Genomic DNA, 17,005 nt, shown 5'->3' on the forward strand with positions numbered 1-17,005 from the left:
TCACTTTTCTCACACTTCAATAACAGTGGAAAGTTCATTTCTCGCTGCTACCATTATAGGAAAATCATTTCCGTGATATGGATTTTCACCCATTTCTATTTCAACCCGGACTGTCTCATAAGCCAGTTCAGGAAGATTATTTTCTTTACTCAGGTGTCCAAGAAGAATTCCTTTTAGATTATCATGCAGGATTCTGCAAAGAAGCTCCCCGCTCTTTTCATTGGACAAATGTCCCTTTTCCCCAAGTATTCTCTTTTTAAGCTGATACGGATAAGGTCCTGTCTGAAGCATTCTCACATCGTGATTGGCTTCAATAAGTACTGCATCCATTCCCCTAAGATTATCAACTATGTAGTCATTATAGCATCCAAGATCAGTGGCGATTCCGAATTTCTTATTACCACAGGATATTCTGTATCCCACAGGTTCCAATGCATCATGCATTATTGTCATTGGATTTATTATCATGTCCTTGACTGATACCTTTTCATCAGCCCTTATCTCATGAAACTCTGACGAGACCATTTCACCTTTTTTATCACTTGTACGTATTCCCTGGATTGTTCCCTTTGTAGCAAATACGGGAATATCATGTTTTTTTAGTATTGTGTGTAACCCGGCTATATGATCTGAATGTTCATGAGTGACAAAGATTGCATCAATGTCATCAAGTGACAAATCAAGCTTTGAAAGTCCTTCCACTATTCTTTTTTTACTGCATCCTGTGTCTACAAGGATGTGCGTGGTATCGGAACCTACGTAAATACTGTTCCCACTACTACCACTTGAGAGGCTGGCTAGTCTCATTTATGCAATCTCCGTTTCAATATTATAGATAAAGTGTGACGAAAATGTGTTTATTATATTAATAAAAAATTATATTATTTCCAATATACTTCGATTTTATCCCCTTCATGTATAGCCTGCATGTAGTCGGGAGTACCGCCATTAAGCGTAGTTACTATCGATCTGCCGTTAGGTTTACTGAGATCAAAGTCTATTACATCAAAGATATCTACAAAAATATAATCCGATTTTCCGTGAAGCACAATAGGCTCATTGTTAACTATTACATGAAGATCATGTGTAACCACACGTCTGGTGGGGGTTGTCTGCCTTACAGTAGTTGTTGTAGTTGTTCCTCCAGAGAAGCTAAGACTTCCATCTTCATTCTCCTCAAGGTCAAGATCAGCATCCGCATCATAGGAGGATTCTTCATTTTCCTGCTCAATAGCAACTTCATCCGCATCCGGGAAGTTAGCATAATATTCCATGATGGCATCTGTACCGTTTTTAAACTCAACCTTGAAGTTCTCGTATACAGGTGTGTCCCCATCTGCTTTTTCATTATTTACCGTAATAACAGAAAACTCAGTAAGATCAATATCAAGAAGCTGTGCAATTGCAGCAGCAGTCTCATAATCAAGAATCTTGATATCATCGCCGGATTTAATATCATACAGGCCGGTCTGGCGCTCACCGTTAACCTCAGCTGTTCTGGGAACATCGATGTTTTTACCGTCAACTGTGATGTTTAAGCTTTCCTTGAATTCAGGAATATCATTGATTTCACTCTTACCAGCTTTTCCTACGGTAGAGCTGGTAACCTCGATGATATCGTTAGCATGAATCTTGGTATGGATATCAGCAGGTGCGCCGTTAAGAGTAATAACAGCAGCTTCTCCGGGTTCACCACGAACCATTCTCTCCTGACCGTTAACTGTAAATCTGAGTTCCTCACCGCGCTTAGGGAAAAGATCCTCATTAGGGAAGTCCGCCTGCATTGCAGCATCAACTATTGCAAGCTTTCCGTTATCATAGATCTTGGTCTGCTGACCGTTAAAGGAAACAAATACAAAGTTGTTGGACTGTTCATAAAAGCTTATGCATATTCCAAGAGGTGTAACCATGAGTGAGTCATGCTCAATACCGTCATCCTCATTGAGGAAATGAATACTCTTCATTACCTCTTCACCGCGCAGAGCAACACGCTCCTCCGGAATCTTCATCTCCTTTGCAAGAGCCTTGGTATATCCCGGAACGCATCCGCCGCCACCAACTACAAATACAGCGCTTACAGGCTTATTGCCATTAAGCTGCTTAATCTGCTGTGTTACCATCTTGGACATTTTCTCTACAAGAGGCTTTATCATTTTGCCAATTTCTTTTGCAGAGATTGTCTTCTCAAGTCCCATGATATCAACATACTTAACCTGATCCATGTGGCTTGCATCTATCTTGATCTGATCTGCCGTGTTGAAATCAACAAGGCAGTGCTGGGCAATAATCTCAGTTATGGAATCACCGGCGATAGGAAGCATTCCGTAGGATGTAATGGTTCCGTCATCAGTGATACAAATATCGGAAGTTCCGGCACCGACGTCAACAAGAGCAAGATTGAGCATTCTATACTGCTGAGGAATTGCAACCATCATCGCAGCTATAGGCTCCAGAGTCATATTGGCAACCTTGAGGTCTGCTCTTTCACAGGCTTTATATAATCCGTCTACACAGTCATCCGGAAGGAATGTTGCAATGAGGTCAATAGCAACTCTTCCGGCATTATGTCCTTCAAGATTGGCAATCTGGTAATCATCCAGATAATAATGCATTACGGAATATCCAACCAGATAGAATTTCATGTCAGACTGATTCTGCGCAAGAAATTCCTGATATGCTTTTTCAACAGCCTTTGACTCAAGGTTATAGATTTCTTCCTGAGTGAGTTCTCTGTTGTCAGTGTACTCCTCCTCAAAATTCGTCTTCATTGTTCTGAGCACACGACCAGCGGCAGCTATACATACATCCGTCAGATGTATTTCTGTCTGCTTCTCAAGATTTTCCTTGACCTTTCTAATGGTTGCTCCAACTTTGCCGATATCGTGAATCTGTCCATCAAGCATGGCTCTGGTCTCATGCTTTTCCACGCACTGAGCTATAACATTGAATACCTCGTCCTGCATGTATCCAACTGTACCCACCACGCTTCTTGTTCCGATATCAAGACCGAATACTACATTTTTTTCTGATTGTTCTGCCATCGTTGCCATCAGTTTTCCCCCAGCTTTAAATCAATTTGACGTTTCGTTTCCTCTTCATCACCGCTATTATCGATTACAAAATCGGCAAATTTTCTAAATTCTTCGTCACTTAGCTGTCCATTTAAAATATCGTTTATCTTCTCGTCAGAATAGCCTCTGGATGCTTTAAGTCTCTGCCTTCTGACATCCTCCGTGGCGTATATATACCACAGTTCATCAACTATCCTGTCATATCCATTCTCTATGAGAAGCGCTGCTTCAATGAACAGATATTCAAGCTCTCCCAGCTCCCGTTCTCTCCTTATCTCTTCATGAATAAATTCATTCACGGCAGGATGTAATATATCATTTACCTGTTTTAAGAGCTTTTCATCGGAGAATATTTTTGCAGCCATTTTTTTCTTGTCAATTTCCTGATCGCTCCCTAGTATATCCGTTGATAAAAGCTTTACTATAGGTTCATAGCACGGTCTTCCGCGAAGCTTTATATCATTAGCGACATCATCAGAAAAAATAATTCTGCATTTGCACTTTTTTTCTATATATCCGAGGACTGTGCTCTTACCGGCTCCGACTCCGCCGGTAATTCCAATAATCTTAGTCACTTATTTTGCCTCAAACCAGTCAGCGCCTGTATGGCACTCTGCTTCAAGCGGAACAAGGAGATTTGCAGCCCCGGTCATTTCTTCCTCCAGTAAGCTGCTTATCTTTTCCACTTCATCATTAGCTGTCTCAATCAATAGTTCATCATGAATCTGAAGTATCATTCTGGATTTAAGTTCTTCTTTTCTGATGCGTCTCCATACGCGGATCATGGCTATTTTAATAATATCCGCTGCAGTTCCCTGAATCGGTGCATTCATTGCCACCCTTTCACCAAACTGTCTTTGCATGAAGTTGCCGGATTTGAGCTCCGGCATGGGGCGTCTTCTCTTAAAGAGAGTTATAGCATAGCCCTTCTCCTTTGCATCATTCACGGCTCTATCCTGGTATTCCTTAACCCCCGGATAAGTTGCCAGATAATCATCCATATACTTCTTCGCATCTGACCTCGATATGTTTAAATCCTCACTAAGCCCGAATGCGCTGATACCGTAAACTATTCCGAAGTTAACTGCTTTCGCGTTCCTTCTCTGAATATCCGTCACTTCCTCAAATGGAATTCCAAACACCTTGGAAGCGGTTATCCTGTGTATATCACGACCTTCATGATAGGCATCTATAAGTCCCTGATCTCCTGACATATGCGCCAGTATTCTAAGTTCTATCTGAGAATAATCCGCATCTGCAAATATATATCCGTTTTTGGGGACAAATACTTTTCTTATGGCTCTTCCAAGCTCTGTTCTCATGGGTATATTCTGAAGATTAGGCTCTGTTGAGCTTATTCTTCCTGTTGCTGTTATGGTCTGATTAAAACTGGTATGAATTCTCTCATCATCACTGATATAGTTTGCAAGACCATCAGCATAGGTACTCTTAAGCTTCGTAAGTCCTCTGTATTCAAGTATATCCTTAACGATAGGATTCTCAGCAGCAAGCTTTTCAAGGACATCAGCTGCTGTAGAATATCCGGTCTTTGTCTTTTTACCACCCTGGAGTCCTAATTTTTCAAACAGAATCTCGCCCAGCTGCTTGGGTGAATTGATATTAAAATCGGTAACCTCACCATTTGTAGCATTCTTTACAGTATCATGAATGCTTTTTTCAAGTTCATCAATCCTGCCTGAAAGCTTATCTCCGTAAACCTTAAGCTCATCACGCTTAACCAGGATGCCTTCATGCTCCATGTCATAGAGAATGTATGTAAGAGGCATCTCGATTTCATTCATGAGATCCAGCATATCTTCCTTCTCAAGACGACTCTCAAGTATTGGAGCTGCCTTGAAATTCACATAAGAAAGATAACCTGTATATTCCTTTCTTAGCCCGCTGTCTACTTCAGCAGGATTCTCCTTACCGAATATCTGAGCCTTTGATCTTATGGCAAGCTGCAAATATTCTGTAGAAATGTCCTCAGGAAGATAATCATTTTTAAGAGGATTTATAAGATATGCACCAATTAAAGTATCAAAGGATGCCTTTTTCCTCTCCTCATAATTATCTATTTCATAAGGCTTAAAATATCTGTATGCGTGCTTTATATCAAAAAATGAAAGTCTGCAGTCCCTTGAAAGCTCCTCCAGCTTCTCACCTAAAAAGCTCTCCGTCACACTGTCATCCGTTTCAAAATAAACAGCTTTTTTATCTGAAATACAGATAGCAAATCCGATCAGAGTCTTAGGTTCCTCAAAGGTCTCAAATAATGATAGCTGCTGACCTTCCTTAGGTTTTCTGCCACCTGCGGTTAAATCGCTTAGAATACCGATTCCTATAAATCTGTCATCATAGCCTTTTGCATAATCATGTGCATCTGTAAAGGCTTTTAAAACTTCAGCCTTTCCGGAAATTGTTTCTATCTCTAATTTGGTCTCTGTCTTTGTGACATCTCCCTCAAATCTTGATAACAGATTTCTGAAGTTCAGCCTTTTAAACATCTCATAGGCATCTCTGTTAAAGATATCCTCTATGCCGGCATTCTCAAATTCATAGTCAAACTCTGCATTTACATCAATTGTCGCAAGGACCTTACTTAAGTCGCAAAGCTCTCTGTTTGCAGCAAGAGATTCTCTTATTGATTTCTTGCTGATATTATCAAGATTTTCATAAATATTCTCAATTGAACCGTAGGTAGTCATAAGCTCAATCGCAGTTTTCTCACCTACCTTGGGAACTCCGGGAATATTATCCGAGGAATCACCCATAAGTGCCTTAAGCTCAATAAACTGTTGTGGATTAACCTTGTAGAGTTCCTCAACATCCTTCGCAAAATAGTTCTCTATCTCAGTTTTCCCTGCCTTTGTCTTAGGAATTCTGACACAGATATGCTCCGTTGCAATCTGCAGAAGGTCACGGTCTCCGGATACAAGACGTACCTCCATGCCTTCCCTTTCACCGCGTTTTGCAATGGTTCCGAGGATATCATCCGCTTCAAGTCCGGGCTTTTCCATGCGGCAGATTTTCATACTGTCAAGAACCTCCTTCATAAGAGGTACCTGTTCTCTAAGTTCTTCCGGCATGGGCTTTCTGGTGCCCTTATACTCTGCATATATTTTGTGTCTGAAGGTCGGCTCATGAACATCAAAAGCAACAGTCACATAATCAGGCTGTTCCTCGTCCATAAGTCTGAATAGAATATTCAGAAATCCATAAACGGCACCCGTATGAAGGCCTTCGGAATTCGTAAGATCCGGAAGCCCATAGAAAGCTCTATTCAATATACTGTGTCCGTCTATCAGAAGTAATTTCTTCCCCATTCTAAAAATGTCCCCAACTAACTGTATTATTTATTTCGCTATTAGCGAAGTCCTATTGCAAGTACAATCGCAGCAATAATCTCTGCCACAACAATAATCTGCAGAAAAAATGCCGCATTAAGTAATCTCTTCCTGACACGTAGTCTTAGCCAGGCGTCATTCATAGTAGTCTGTAACTCAGTTGCAAGATTAAAAGTACTACCGTCCTCAAGCCTCTGTATACCGGCTTCAATCAGGAACTGTATGGTAAGCTCTTCCTTGCAGCTCTTACATTTTTCCATATGATTCAAAAAAGCTTCAAGAGAATAATTATCCAGTTCATCATCCAAAAATCCCGGAATCATTCTCTGAAATTCCTTACAATCCATAGTATCCTCTATATTTTTATGCGGGGTTTAAAACCCAATATCTTGTATGGACATAATCCTTCTAAGCATACTACTAAGCAATATATAGCATACACCAAAATGGCAAATCCCACAACCTTGTATTGAGGACGCAAGAGGATAATATGTACCGTTCATAAACCTCGTTGCACGGCATAAAAAAGTGGCGCAAATATTTACGCCACTTTGGATTTTATTATTATGCGATTTTTTTCTTTTTGTTTTCGATCTCGCTTGCAATTTCCTCGATTTTCTCATCGGTGAGGATGTACTTCTTACTGAACCAGAAGATTGCAAAAAGGAGTCCTGCTATAGGTATTATTGTCATAGTCATACGAAGTCCCATTTTCTGCATTCCCGACACACCAAGTGAATAGTCAAGTGCAGCTTCTGTTTCTGCAGTATCATTGCTGAGTGCAAGAATCTGAAGTGAAAGTGCAGCAATGAAAGCTGAAACACCTGATGCAAGCTTTACAACGAAGGTCTGCATGGAGAATATAACAGACTCATCTCTTCTGCCATTTTTAAGTTCACCGTAATCTACAGTGTTTGCAAGGAATACTGTTGTTATAACAGAGAGCATTCCGTTTGCTGCAAAGATGAAAAATCCCGGTATGAACAGAAGGTATACGTTAGTCATTGATGTTGATGCAAGTGCAAGGAGTGAAATATATCCGGCAATAGCCATTCCCATGCTTATGTAATAAATCTTTATTGATGTAAAGAATCTTCTGAGGAACGGATAAAGGAGCATCATGGCAAGAATCTGCATTCCGCCACCGAAGGTTGAAAAGAGTGTATAAGCGCCTCTCCAGTCAACACCACCGAAATCGTATTTAAAGAAATAGATTACAAGGTTGGATGTGATATAAATCGAGCAGTTAACAATTACGATTGCAACAACCACTGCCATTGCCTGATCGTTTCTGATAAGTGCACCAAACATCTCCTTTATTGAAGGAGAATCCATATCCACTGTGGATTTTTCCTTTACATTAAGGCAGCAGATAACTGTAAAGAGAATGAACAATACTGCTACTCCAAGTGAGAAGTACGAAAATCCTACTCTCTCTACTTCTCTGTCTGTGATATCATTTCCGCCAAACATGCGTCCAAGTGCTGAAACAGACATAACCGTTACAATTGTAATGAGGGCTGAACCCACACCTGCACAGGAACGTGCAAGAGTTGTAAGTCCTTCTCTTTCTTTTCCGCCCTCAGTAAACGCAGGGATCATTGACCAGTAAGGAATATCCATCATGGTATATGTGACACCCCAGAGGATGTAGGTAACCGCAGCATAAACAATGAGTCCGCTTCCGGAAAGTGTTGGAGGTGCTGTAAACATCATATATAAAATAATGGCGTTTGTTACAGTTCCGATAAGAAGCCAGGGTCTGAATTTTCCGAATTTTGTCTTTGTTTTGGCAACTACCATTCCCATAATAGGATCATTAAAAGCATCAAAAATACGTGCAGCCATAAGAATAGCACCCATTGCAACCGCACTTACACCAAGAATATCCTGGAAATAGTACAAAATATAAGATGCTGAAAGCATGTAAACCATATCCTTACCAACAGCACCAAGTCCATAGGATGCCTTAGCCGCGCCTGAAAGTTTTTTCTTCTCGTTCATTTTTGTTCACACTCTCCTTAGTTCTCTTTTTTCATGCCCATAGCAAGCTCTACTACCTTGTATGCTCCGTCGTACAGGCCTGTTTTCTTATTTTCGATAATGTTCTCGCACATTTCATCAAGAAGCTGAGTATCAAGGAACTGATCCAGCATCTGAATTGTATGCGGGATATCTCTGCATTCAAGAGTTCCGTCTCCGACTTCAGCTGAGTGAATCGCTCCCCACATCTCATGCTTACCTACTCTCTTTATAAAGAGCTTGGGAACCGGATAAAAAGCAAGTTCACTTGGCTTTGTAACAAGTACGTCACAGCTTCTCATAAGAAGATTTGTACAATAAACCGCTTCAAAAATGTTCTCATGCCAAAAGCCGTGAATACCGGTAACATCCACACCCGGATCAAGCGCTTTTTCTGCAAAACTCTCGGTTTCCTTAAAATCTCCAAGATGTTCACAGATATGAGAATTCATTTCAGGTATCTCTTTTTTCAGATCCTCCCATACCTGTTTATAGTCGCCGACATTCACATAAAGAGCAGCTTCCTTAGCAGCGATCTTAGGAAGAAGATATTTGATTATTGCTGCAAAGATTTCCTTCTGGGCGCCTGCTCCTCCGATTGTAAGCAGAAATCTCATGGGCTTTTTATTCTTTCTTCTCTCAATTCTTGCTGCACAATCTGCTTCAATATTTGAAACAAGCTCATGGTCGATGTAGTGACCTGTATATACAAGGTCTTTCTGCGGCATAGGCTTGCATACTTCCTTTTTGTTCATTCCATTCAGGATTCTGTAACCCATATATGCATTTCTGCACTGGATTGTATGTACAGATCCTTCCGCAAAATGAAGCGCCATCGGCCAGTTGTCAGGAATCGCATTTACAACGTACTTCATTCCCGCATGTACAGCTGCCTGAGCAGGCCATACATGAGTACCGATAACAGGTATATCCTTTGGTACATTTTTATATACAGGTGCCATAAGCTCAGCATTTTTCTGGTCTGCGGCATTATAGGATAATGCCCTGAATCCCTCATAGTTCACAGGCTCCCACACAAGTTTATTAAAGATCGGGTTTTTGGAAAGTCTTGATCCAAGTGAATAAAGCTCATTCTGAGCACTTATTACCTTTGTACAGGTTGTATGAGGATAGGAATTCAAATCCATCCAGTATGGTGTATACCCCATATGTTTTGCACAGGATGCCATCGCCATACTGATTCTGTAATGACCAAATCCCATTCTGATATTTCCAACGATTATGCCGTTTTTTGTGTCAAAAGGGATGCTTCCGATATTAGCTGTACCTTCAGGTAAAACCTCTATATTCTGGACTCCCAGGCTTTCACCTATATAATCATTTTTTGAAACCTTTATGGGATAATTCGCCTTGGAATCATCACCGAATTTCTTAATGTTTTTTTCTTTTGTCCTAACAGCCTTGCGATATACACTTTCAGGCATTACATTTCCGAATATAACCTTGGATTTATCAGACATTATTTCCTACCTCTTCGTTTATTTTAAAGTTAATCTCTTTTCTTATTTTCTCTCCTGCCGCATCAAGCTTTATTATGAGCTTACCGGTTGAGCCCTGACGTCTCTTTGATCTTACGTATGTACCTGCCATTCCACCTCTTACAGGAATTGTTTTAGGTCCTATAATTTCAACTGCGCCTTCTGGCTTAAGTCTTACAGGCTCAGCAAAAAACGGAAGTACATTTCCATTTTGATCAACAACTCTGAATCTTACGGATGCCACATCATAGGACTTACCTTCATTTAGCTCTGTATGGCTTACGACTGTCTCAAGTGAAATGCCTTTAACCGTTTCCTTGGTAATCGTCTTTACTACTTTGCCATCCTTAATCGCCTCAAATTTGAAGGATGTTGCTTCACCGCCCCAGTCGCCTATGTATTTCTGATAAAGGTCCACAATATCCTTAACAGACATGTGGTGCAGCAGCATCATTTTTGCACCGGTAACCTTATCACCTACAGTAAGCTTATCCATTCCGTATCTGGCAGCAGTATTTAATGCATGCTTTACATTATCAGCAAAGCTCTTTGAAAACTTCTCATTCTCAAATAGCGTATCTCCAATGAAATCATCTACGAGAATAGGGCCTCTTTTTATATTTTTATATGGTGTATCCTTAGGGAAATACTCCTTTATAAATACATCATTTTTATACATTTTCACGGAATCCGCATTTGTGAAAAGCCATATGTCACCACGTATACATTCCGGATGCTCACCAATATCCATCGATGAAGAAAGCTCAAGAACATCGTGATCATCTCCCTGCATCTCATAGCTTAAGGATGCAAGCTTGGGATTCCTGAACATATCCATAACTCCGTGGTAGCAGATTCTGTCGCCGGATCCGAAATCCTTATGGGTGTTGTAATCAAACATGCACCATCCAAATCCGCCTGATATATCATTTTCACCTGCAATAGCATCCATAACACGAATATGACGAATAGCATGTTCTACTCTTGTATCTTCTGCATCAAAGGTTTTAGTAGGATACATATGTCCGTTGTACTCAGTTACAAGATATGCCTTATCCATATCAGGAGTTGCCTGCTTTTTCTTGATGCATCCCGGTGTCTTTCCATTGTGTGAAAAGTCGTTTAAGGTATATACATCCTCTAAAAGATGCATTTTTGTCGCAGCTCTTACCCCGCCTGTAGGTCTTGAAATATCAAGCTCGTGTGCAACTCTGTTTGTCTCTGAATAAAAATCATCGTCATCTGCGGATTCGTTAATTCTTACTCCCCACATAATAATTGAAGGATGATTTCTATACTGATATATCATCTCTTTTTCATTTTCTATGGCCTGTTTTTTCCAGGCCTCGTCACCGATGTGCTGCCAGCCGGGCATTTCGGTAAATACGAGAAGACCCATTTTGTCACAGGCACTTACAAAGTCCTGTGATTGAGGATAATGCGAGGTTCTTACCGCATTAAGGCACAGCTCCTCTTTTAATATCCTCGCATCCTCTATCTGCATTGAAGCAGGCATCGCATAGCCAACATAGGGATATGACTGGTGTCTGTTAAGCCCTCGTAAAATCAGTTTTCTTCCATTTAAGAAAAATCCGCTGCTCTTAAACGCGGCATTTCTGAATCCAAATACTTCACTCTTTTCGTCTATGAGCTTCTCATCCCTGTAAACCCTGACAACAAATTCGTAAAGCGCAGGATTTTTAATATCCCATAAAATAACCGGGAGTGTATGATAATCAAAACTGTTCTCAGAATTAGCCAGAGCCTTGTTAAGTTCTTTTTCCGCGGCATATTCGTCCTTGTAATCCTGTGGAGCCTCTCCTGCAATACGCCTTAAGGATTCAGTTATGACACATCCCTTAACGTCTCCTGCCAGCTTTATCCTTGCGTGTAGAAAGGCACCTATAGCCTTGGGTGTTATCTCGTTTTCCTTTGTTACATCAGAGAAAACGTCAGAAACTTCGGTATAAACAAAAACATCACTAACATATGTTTTGTCAGTTACTTCGATATAAACATCGCGGTAAATACCGCCGTAAGTCATGTAGTCAACGACAAAGCCAAAGGGCGGCACATTAAGACTTTCTCTGCTATCCAGTCTGACTGCAATAATATTTTCCCCGGAAAAATCAATCAGTTCCGTAATATCAAATTCAAAAGCAGTATAACCGCAGGAGTGAACTCCCAGCTTCTCACCATTAAAATAAACGATAGCTTCATGGGCAGCCCCCTCAAAATGAAGAACAATTCTCTTCCCCTTCCAGGTCTGATCTGCCTTGAATACTCTCCGATAGCCGCTAACCATCTGATAAATAGCGTCATCAAAATAATTAAAAGGTGTCTGCTTTACCGTATGAGGAATTCTCACAAGTTCCATTGATGTATCGCTATACCCCGCACGGATCATATCCTCATCAAATTCATTCTTAAATTTCCACTCATTATTTAGATATATTCTTTTTCTCATTCATTTTTCCTCAAAAAAGCGGAAACGCAAAATACTTTTCTACGTTTCCACTTGCTAAGTTTATCATTTATATAGTTTTACTGCAAGAAACGAACCATCCAAACTTCGTTTCCTTAATTTGTGCAAAAATACCATTATTAGATTATTGCGGTAATATATATGTCTTTCCTTCTGCTGAGATCAATAAAAGAATCGCCGCATTTCACAGTAGGGCGCGCCAAATACTCAGGATTGATATATATGACCTCACCCTCGAGATTATTGCTTAAGCGCACTTTATTTGCCAGAAATGTGTTGGCTATATGATTAAGAAAAGTAAGAATTACATCAGCATCATATTTGATAAGTCCATCAGCCTCAAATGCCTCTATTACCTTAAACGGGCTGACCGGTTCGTGATTTGCTCTTTTGGATGTAAGATCATCGTAAATATCTGCAACTGCAATTATTCTTGCGACAGGAACTATTTTTTCTCCCATTAAACCCAAAGGATAGCCTGAGCCATCATTTCTCTCATGATGCATAAGCACTGCATTTTTTATATGAGGGTCGATATCCTTATCCTTTAAAAGCTGATAACCAAGCCTGGTATGAGTTTTTAAGGTCTCATTTTCGCGTGGTGTAAGCGAACTTGTCTTAGTAAGAATAGACTGCGGAATAATAATTTTTCCGATGTCATGGACGAGACCTGCAGTCGTGATCATTTTGATCTCTTCATCACTTTTCCTCATCCATCTTGCAATCATATTGGAAATCAGGGCAACACTTATAGAATGCATGTAGATAGCATCATCGTAACCGCGCAGATTATGAATCATATCCATTATCCCGGCGCCTGTTTCATTCTGATCAAAAAGCGACAGAACAGGTGCTGCAAGACTTTGTGATTTAATAGCTTCATCAGAAGTGAAGGTCTTTTTCAAGGCAGTTTCAAGGAGCTTTGCATCTTTTTCAAGCGCTCTCTTGAAATCCTGAAATTCCCTGGATTCCTTCAGTCTTTTTCCAAAAGACTCTTTCTTGGAGCTTTTTATAGTCTTTTCTTTGGCATCATCATCATTTATGAAAACGTTGAAAATGTTGTAATTATGAAGTCTTCTTATAGCCTTCGGATCCAGCATAGTTCCTTTGGGAAGCACAAGCTGATCATCAAGCGTATAAACATTTTGCGCAAGTACCATTCCTTGCTGTATTTCATCAACAGAAATAAGCTTCATAATTTCAATCCTTTTTTATTGAAACATGTCAAAGTAAAAGAACTGCAACAAACAAAAAATCCCGGCAATCAAACACGTTAATGCTTGAATGTCAGGATTAATATCGTGCCGGCGGTGGGACTTGAACCCACACGCCCGTGAGGACAACAGATTTTGAGTCTGCATCGTCTGCCATTCCGACACGCCGGCCTATCTGCAAAAATCTGCGACTCACATATGTTAACATATCAAAAATGGATATTCAAGCATTAAATATGTTTTTAGCTATCCCATTCCTCATATTCGAAAGATACTTCTTTTCTTCCTGCCTTTTTCCCAATAAGATAGAATATGCCCGCAACAACTACTACACAGGCAAAAACAGAAAGCCCGATGATTATCATATTTTTCTTATCATTGTCGAGATGATCAAAGCGATCCGAAGCGAAGCAATAGGCATTTTTAGCCTTATTCCCTGTAAATGAAAGCACCTTCTCAGCGCTCTGCTTAATATCGTCTACATCTATGTCCTGAAATTTATTTCCGAATAAGCTACACATAATATGCCCCCTTTTGTGGATCAGTCCACGTTTTCTTGTATAAATGATATCATTTCTTTGCCTGCTTTAACAGCCTCTTTACCATAAAAAACATGCCCTGCATCAGTAATTTGTATTATTTTTGCAGCAGGAAATTTTTTTCTTGCATCAAGACTGTATGACATCGGTACAACCTGATCAATATTGCCATGAAGTATCAGCACATTACCGTGATATTTCTCCATGCAGTCATGAATATCAAGAGAAAAAGCATCTTCATAATACTTTCTCCCTACCGGAAGTCCGAAAACAGTTGTCGATTCTTCAATCATTTCTTTTTTTGGATATTTCCTTTTTGCATCATCAAAAAGGATGTATGCAGGATACAAAAGCACCATCGCCCTGATTTCCTTAGGAGATTGTGCTGCAGCAATTGTTGAAGCTACGCCGCCCTGGCTCTCACCCATAAGAAAGATATTTTTTCTGTCAGCAAACGGAGCCTTCCTGATATTCTCAACGACGGCTTCGATATCTTCGCTCTCAGTTAAGACAGACATCTCTGTCATCTTACCATCACTTTTTGATGCCAGTCCGCCGCCACAAAAATCAAAGATATAGCAGCCGATACCTTCCTTAACAAGCATTTCCGCATATGGTCTTGTTCCCTCACGGCTTCCCCCGAAGCCATGTGCCATGATCACAATAGGATATCTTCCTTTTGAGTCATCCGGCAAATAAATTTCCCCAGAAATGTGATACCCGTCTCGCTCCACTATATATGTCTTTTGCATATCAGCCTCACATATATTACAGAACCACTTTTCCGATAACTATTTTATCAAAATTTCATTAAATTAACAAGTTTTGGCCTATGCATAAACGGTTAAAAAAACATAAAAATAAAATTCATTTTTTCGAAAGAAATTTGTTGCATTAATCCAAATATGTAATACAATATATAGTAGTTGATGGGGACAACTATCAACTATATGTACAAAAACCAAGAATTTAAGTTTATTTTGGGGGTCTTATATGTCAACATTATTCGCTGAAGAATTAAACAATGATGTTCAAAATGAGAAGCTCATTGATTATACTCTTATCAGACACATGCTTCGTTCTATTGGTAATAACCATTGGTCTGTATCCAAGGCAATGGATGAATACGACGTACCTACAGAACAGCGTGACATTTACATGGAAACAATCGCTGACAAGTTTTTTGTTAGCTAAACGTTTATCCCATTTCATGAGAAACAAAAATGGACACATGCTTTTAGCATATGTCCATTTTTGTTGTTTAAATCTTTTCTCCCTCACTTGACAGTAACCTTACAGGTTGCTCTGTGTTTACCATCCTTTGTCATAACCGTAATCGTGCACTTTCCTCTGCGTTTAGCCTTAACAACACCATTCTTGGATATCTTAGCCACTTTTCCATTACTGCTCTTCCATACAAGCGATGCATTTTGAGCATTATCAGGTGAAATTGTTACATCAAACTCGTATTTTTTCCCTTTTTTAAGCTTAAGCTTCTTTTTATTCAGCTTTATCTTCTCTACTTCAGCCTGTTTTTGTGTAACAGTGACATAGCAGGTAGCCTGGAATTTTGCATCAGGTGATGCAACAGTAACAGAGCAGGTTCCACCTGATACACCATGTACATTTCCCGATGAATCAACGGTTGCAACACCTGTATTGCTGCTGGTCCAGGTAAGTACGCTCTTAGCCCTGGCCGGATTTACATTTACTGTAAGAGTTTCGCTTGATCCGGCTTTAATTGTAAGGCTGTCCCTGTTAAGCGTTACAGATTTAATTGAGCCGACAGTCCCTACATCACCTGTATCATAGCTTGATGAGCTCATGGGATAGGCATTATTGAAAGCACTTGTTGAATATTCTGCCCATCTGGTGTGATTGGTAAAATCAGCATCACTCTTCATAAAATATGTGTACTGACTTTTGGATTTGCCTGCATCCCAGGTGGAATCAACATTGTAATATAACCCGTTAACCTTTACTATATTCCAGCCGTGCTGCCCATTACTGGTATTACCTGCAACCATTCTGCAGCCTACACCTGCATCATTAAGGAGTCTGTACATCAAAAGTGCATAACCCTGACATACGGCACTGTTATTTACTGCAGCTGAATAACAGGTGTACTTCATGAGATTTGTACCATAATCGTACTTAACATTGTTGCAGACATATTCATATACAGAGAGGATCTTGTCATATTCTCCCTTCGATGAAAGTCCCAGATTCGATGATATCTGGCTAACCTTCGAAGTAACTGACTGTTCCTGTTCTGCCGAAGTATAGAAGGTCATTGTATAGGAAAAAGTACCCAGCGTCTTTCCATCCTCAACCTTATAAGCGACCTGCATACCTCTGGCACTGTAGCCCCATTTCAGATAATCACCTTCATCACCTTTTCCAGTATGTTCCAGCGCTTTAGTAAATACATTATCAGCAATGGTTACCAATGAAGCGCCATTGTAGGAAGTACCATCAAATGAAAAATTAATTGCGATATTCTTGTTTCTGCTCTTTAATGCTGTTTGCAGTTGCGCAGCAGCTTCATCAGTAGTGGTTGCTTTGTTTTCTGCTTTTACAACCTGTTGCTCAGTTACCTTAAGCTCAGGTCCACGATATATATCTTCAGGTTTAATAACACCTGAATAAAGAGGATTAACGTCGTAAATTGCAGATGTAACAGGAAGATATTCATCCGTGTTATTGCTTGCAGCATTGGAAATCAGAGCTCCGGAACCGGAAAAGCTCAACAAAACAGTTGCGGTCATGGCAACAGCCAATAACCTTATTTTATCCCTCACAAAAAAATATTTCATAAAAACACCCTC

General features: G+C 40.1%; 13 protein-coding genes and 1 tRNA gene. 1 reads left to right on the forward strand and 13 read right to left on the reverse strand.

Annotated elements, in window-relative coordinates; translation table 11 throughout:
- Nucleotides 1-9 precede the first annotated feature (9 nt).
- The 12 genes from G602_RS0118500 to G602_RS0118555 form a co-directional block, all read right to left on the reverse strand.
- Nucleotides 10-807 (reverse strand): MBL fold metallo-hydrolase, encoded by a 798-nt coding sequence (locus G602_RS0118500; RefSeq protein ID WP_026660302.1) that lies wholly within the window; start codon nucleotides 805-807, stop codon nucleotides 10-12.
- Nucleotides 808-881: 74 nt separating this feature from the next.
- Nucleotides 882-3,050, reverse strand: a complete 2,169-nt coding sequence (locus G602_RS0118505; protein ID WP_242835663.1) for a cell division protein FtsA — start codon at nucleotides 3,048-3,050, stop codon at nucleotides 882-884.
- A complete protein-coding gene (coaE, locus tag G602_RS0118510; protein WP_026660304.1) occupies nucleotides 3,050-3,646 on the reverse strand; it encodes a dephospho-CoA kinase in 597 nt (198 codons plus the stop codon). The genes G602_RS0118505 and coaE overlap by 1 nt, the downstream gene beginning before the upstream one ends.
- The gene (gene polA / locus G602_RS0118515) at nucleotides 3,647-6,397 is read right to left on the reverse strand and encodes a DNA polymerase I (protein WP_026660305.1); all 2,751 of its coding nucleotides are present in this window, start codon (nucleotides 6,395-6,397) and stop codon (nucleotides 3,647-3,649) included. It abuts the gene before it with no gap.
- A 41-nt stretch (nucleotides 6,398-6,438) separates the two neighbouring features.
- Complete coding sequence (locus G602_RS0118520; protein WP_026660306.1) at nucleotides 6,439-6,765, reverse strand: zf-HC2 domain-containing protein; 327 nt, start codon at nucleotides 6,763-6,765, stop codon at nucleotides 6,439-6,441.
- A 217-nt stretch (nucleotides 6,766-6,982) separates the two neighbouring features.
- A complete protein-coding gene (locus tag G602_RS0118525) occupies nucleotides 6,983-8,422 on the reverse strand; it encodes a glycoside-pentoside-hexuronide (GPH):cation symporter (RefSeq protein WP_026660308.1) in 1,440 nt (479 codons plus the stop codon).
- Between the two features lie 17 nt (nucleotides 8,423-8,439).
- Nucleotides 8,440-9,921 carry a DUF6937 domain-containing protein gene (locus G602_RS0118530; RefSeq protein WP_026660309.1) on the reverse strand — a complete coding sequence of 494 codons (1,482 nt, stop codon included), beginning with the start codon at nucleotides 9,919-9,921 and terminating at the stop codon, nucleotides 8,440-8,442.
- Nucleotides 9,914-12,406 carry a glycoside hydrolase family 2 protein gene (locus G602_RS27460; RefSeq protein ID WP_044932737.1) on the reverse strand — a complete coding sequence of 831 codons (2,493 nt, stop codon included), beginning with the start codon at nucleotides 12,404-12,406 and terminating at the stop codon, nucleotides 9,914-9,916. The genes G602_RS0118530 and G602_RS27460 overlap by 8 nt, the downstream gene beginning before the upstream one ends.
- Before the next feature lie 137 nt (nucleotides 12,407-12,543).
- Nucleotides 12,544-13,620, reverse strand: coding sequence for an HD-GYP domain-containing protein (locus G602_RS0118540; RefSeq protein ID WP_026660310.1), 1,077 nt, complete (start codon nucleotides 13,618-13,620; stop codon nucleotides 12,544-12,546).
- 106 nt (nucleotides 13,621-13,726) lie between these two features.
- Nucleotides 13,727-13,809, reverse strand: a tRNA-Leu gene (locus G602_RS0118545).
- Nucleotides 13,810-13,880: 71 nt separating this feature from the next.
- Complete coding sequence (locus tag G602_RS0118550; RefSeq protein ID WP_026660311.1) at nucleotides 13,881-14,159, reverse strand: hypothetical protein; 279 nt, start codon at nucleotides 14,157-14,159, stop codon at nucleotides 13,881-13,883.
- A gap of 20 nt (nucleotides 14,160-14,179) precedes the next feature.
- Nucleotides 14,180-14,929: an alpha/beta hydrolase family protein gene (locus G602_RS0118555; RefSeq protein WP_049945330.1), complete on the reverse strand. Its 750-nt coding sequence runs from the start codon at nucleotides 14,927-14,929 to the stop codon at nucleotides 14,180-14,182.
- A 241-nt stretch (nucleotides 14,930-15,170) separates the two neighbouring features.
- Between G602_RS0118555 and G602_RS0118560 the strand changes: the two genes are divergently transcribed.
- Nucleotides 15,171-15,371 carry a hypothetical protein gene (locus tag G602_RS0118560; RefSeq protein WP_026660313.1) on the forward strand — a complete coding sequence of 67 codons (201 nt, stop codon included), beginning with the start codon at nucleotides 15,171-15,173 and terminating at the stop codon, nucleotides 15,369-15,371.
- 83 nt (nucleotides 15,372-15,454) lie between these two features.
- Here the strand turns inward: G602_RS0118560 and G602_RS29300 are convergent, their stop codons facing one another.
- Entirely contained in the window at nucleotides 15,455-16,993 is a 1,539-nt protein-coding gene (locus G602_RS29300; RefSeq protein ID WP_049945331.1) for an Ig-like domain-containing protein, read from the reverse strand.
- Nucleotides 16,994-17,005 lie beyond the last annotated feature (12 nt).

Source organism: Butyrivibrio sp. AC2005 (assembly GCF_000424145.1).
Taxonomy (GTDB): domain Bacteria; phylum Bacillota; class Clostridia; order Lachnospirales; family Lachnospiraceae; genus Butyrivibrio.

Excerpts from the sequence above, each read along its gene's own strand:
- G602_RS0118500 (WP_026660302.1), bottom strand. The coding sequence starts at position 807 with ATGAGACTAGCCAGCCTCTCAAGTGGTAGTAGTGGGAACAGTATTTAC.
- G602_RS0118505 (WP_242835663.1), bottom strand. The coding sequence starts at position 3,050 with ATGGCAACGATGGCAGAACAATCAGAAAAAAATGTAGTATTCGGTCTT.
- polA (WP_026660305.1), bottom strand. The coding sequence starts at position 6,397 with ATGGGGAAGAAATTACTTCTGATAGACGGACACAGTATATTGAATAGA.
- G602_RS0118520 (WP_026660306.1), bottom strand. The coding sequence starts at position 6,765 with ATGGATTGTAAGGAATTTCAGAGAATGATTCCGGGATTTTTGGATGAT.
- G602_RS0118525 (WP_026660308.1), bottom strand. The coding sequence starts at position 8,422 with ATGAACGAGAAGAAAAAACTTTCAGGCGCGGCTAAGGCATCCTATGGA.
- G602_RS0118530 (WP_026660309.1), bottom strand. The coding sequence starts at position 9,921 with ATGTCTGATAAATCCAAGGTTATATTCGGAAATGTAATGCCTGAAAGT.
- G602_RS27460 (WP_044932737.1), bottom strand. The coding sequence starts at position 12,406 with ATGAGAAAAAGAATATATCTAAATAATGAGTGGAAATTTAAGAATGAA.
- G602_RS0118540 (WP_026660310.1), bottom strand. The coding sequence starts at position 13,620 with ATGAAGCTTATTTCTGTTGATGAAATACAGCAAGGAATGGTACTTGCG.
- G602_RS0118550 (WP_026660311.1), bottom strand. The coding sequence starts at position 14,159 with ATGTGTAGCTTATTCGGAAATAAATTTCAGGACATAGATGTAGACGAT.
- G602_RS0118555 (WP_049945330.1), bottom strand. The coding sequence starts at position 14,929 with ATGCAAAAGACATATATAGTGGAGCGAGACGGGTATCACATTTCTGGG.
- G602_RS0118560 (WP_026660313.1), top strand. The coding sequence starts at position 15,171 with ATGTCAACATTATTCGCTGAAGAATTAAACAATGATGTTCAAAATGAG.
- G602_RS29300 (WP_049945331.1), bottom strand. The coding sequence starts at position 16,993 with ATGAAATATTTTTTTGTGAGGGATAAAATAAGGTTATTGGCTGTTGCC.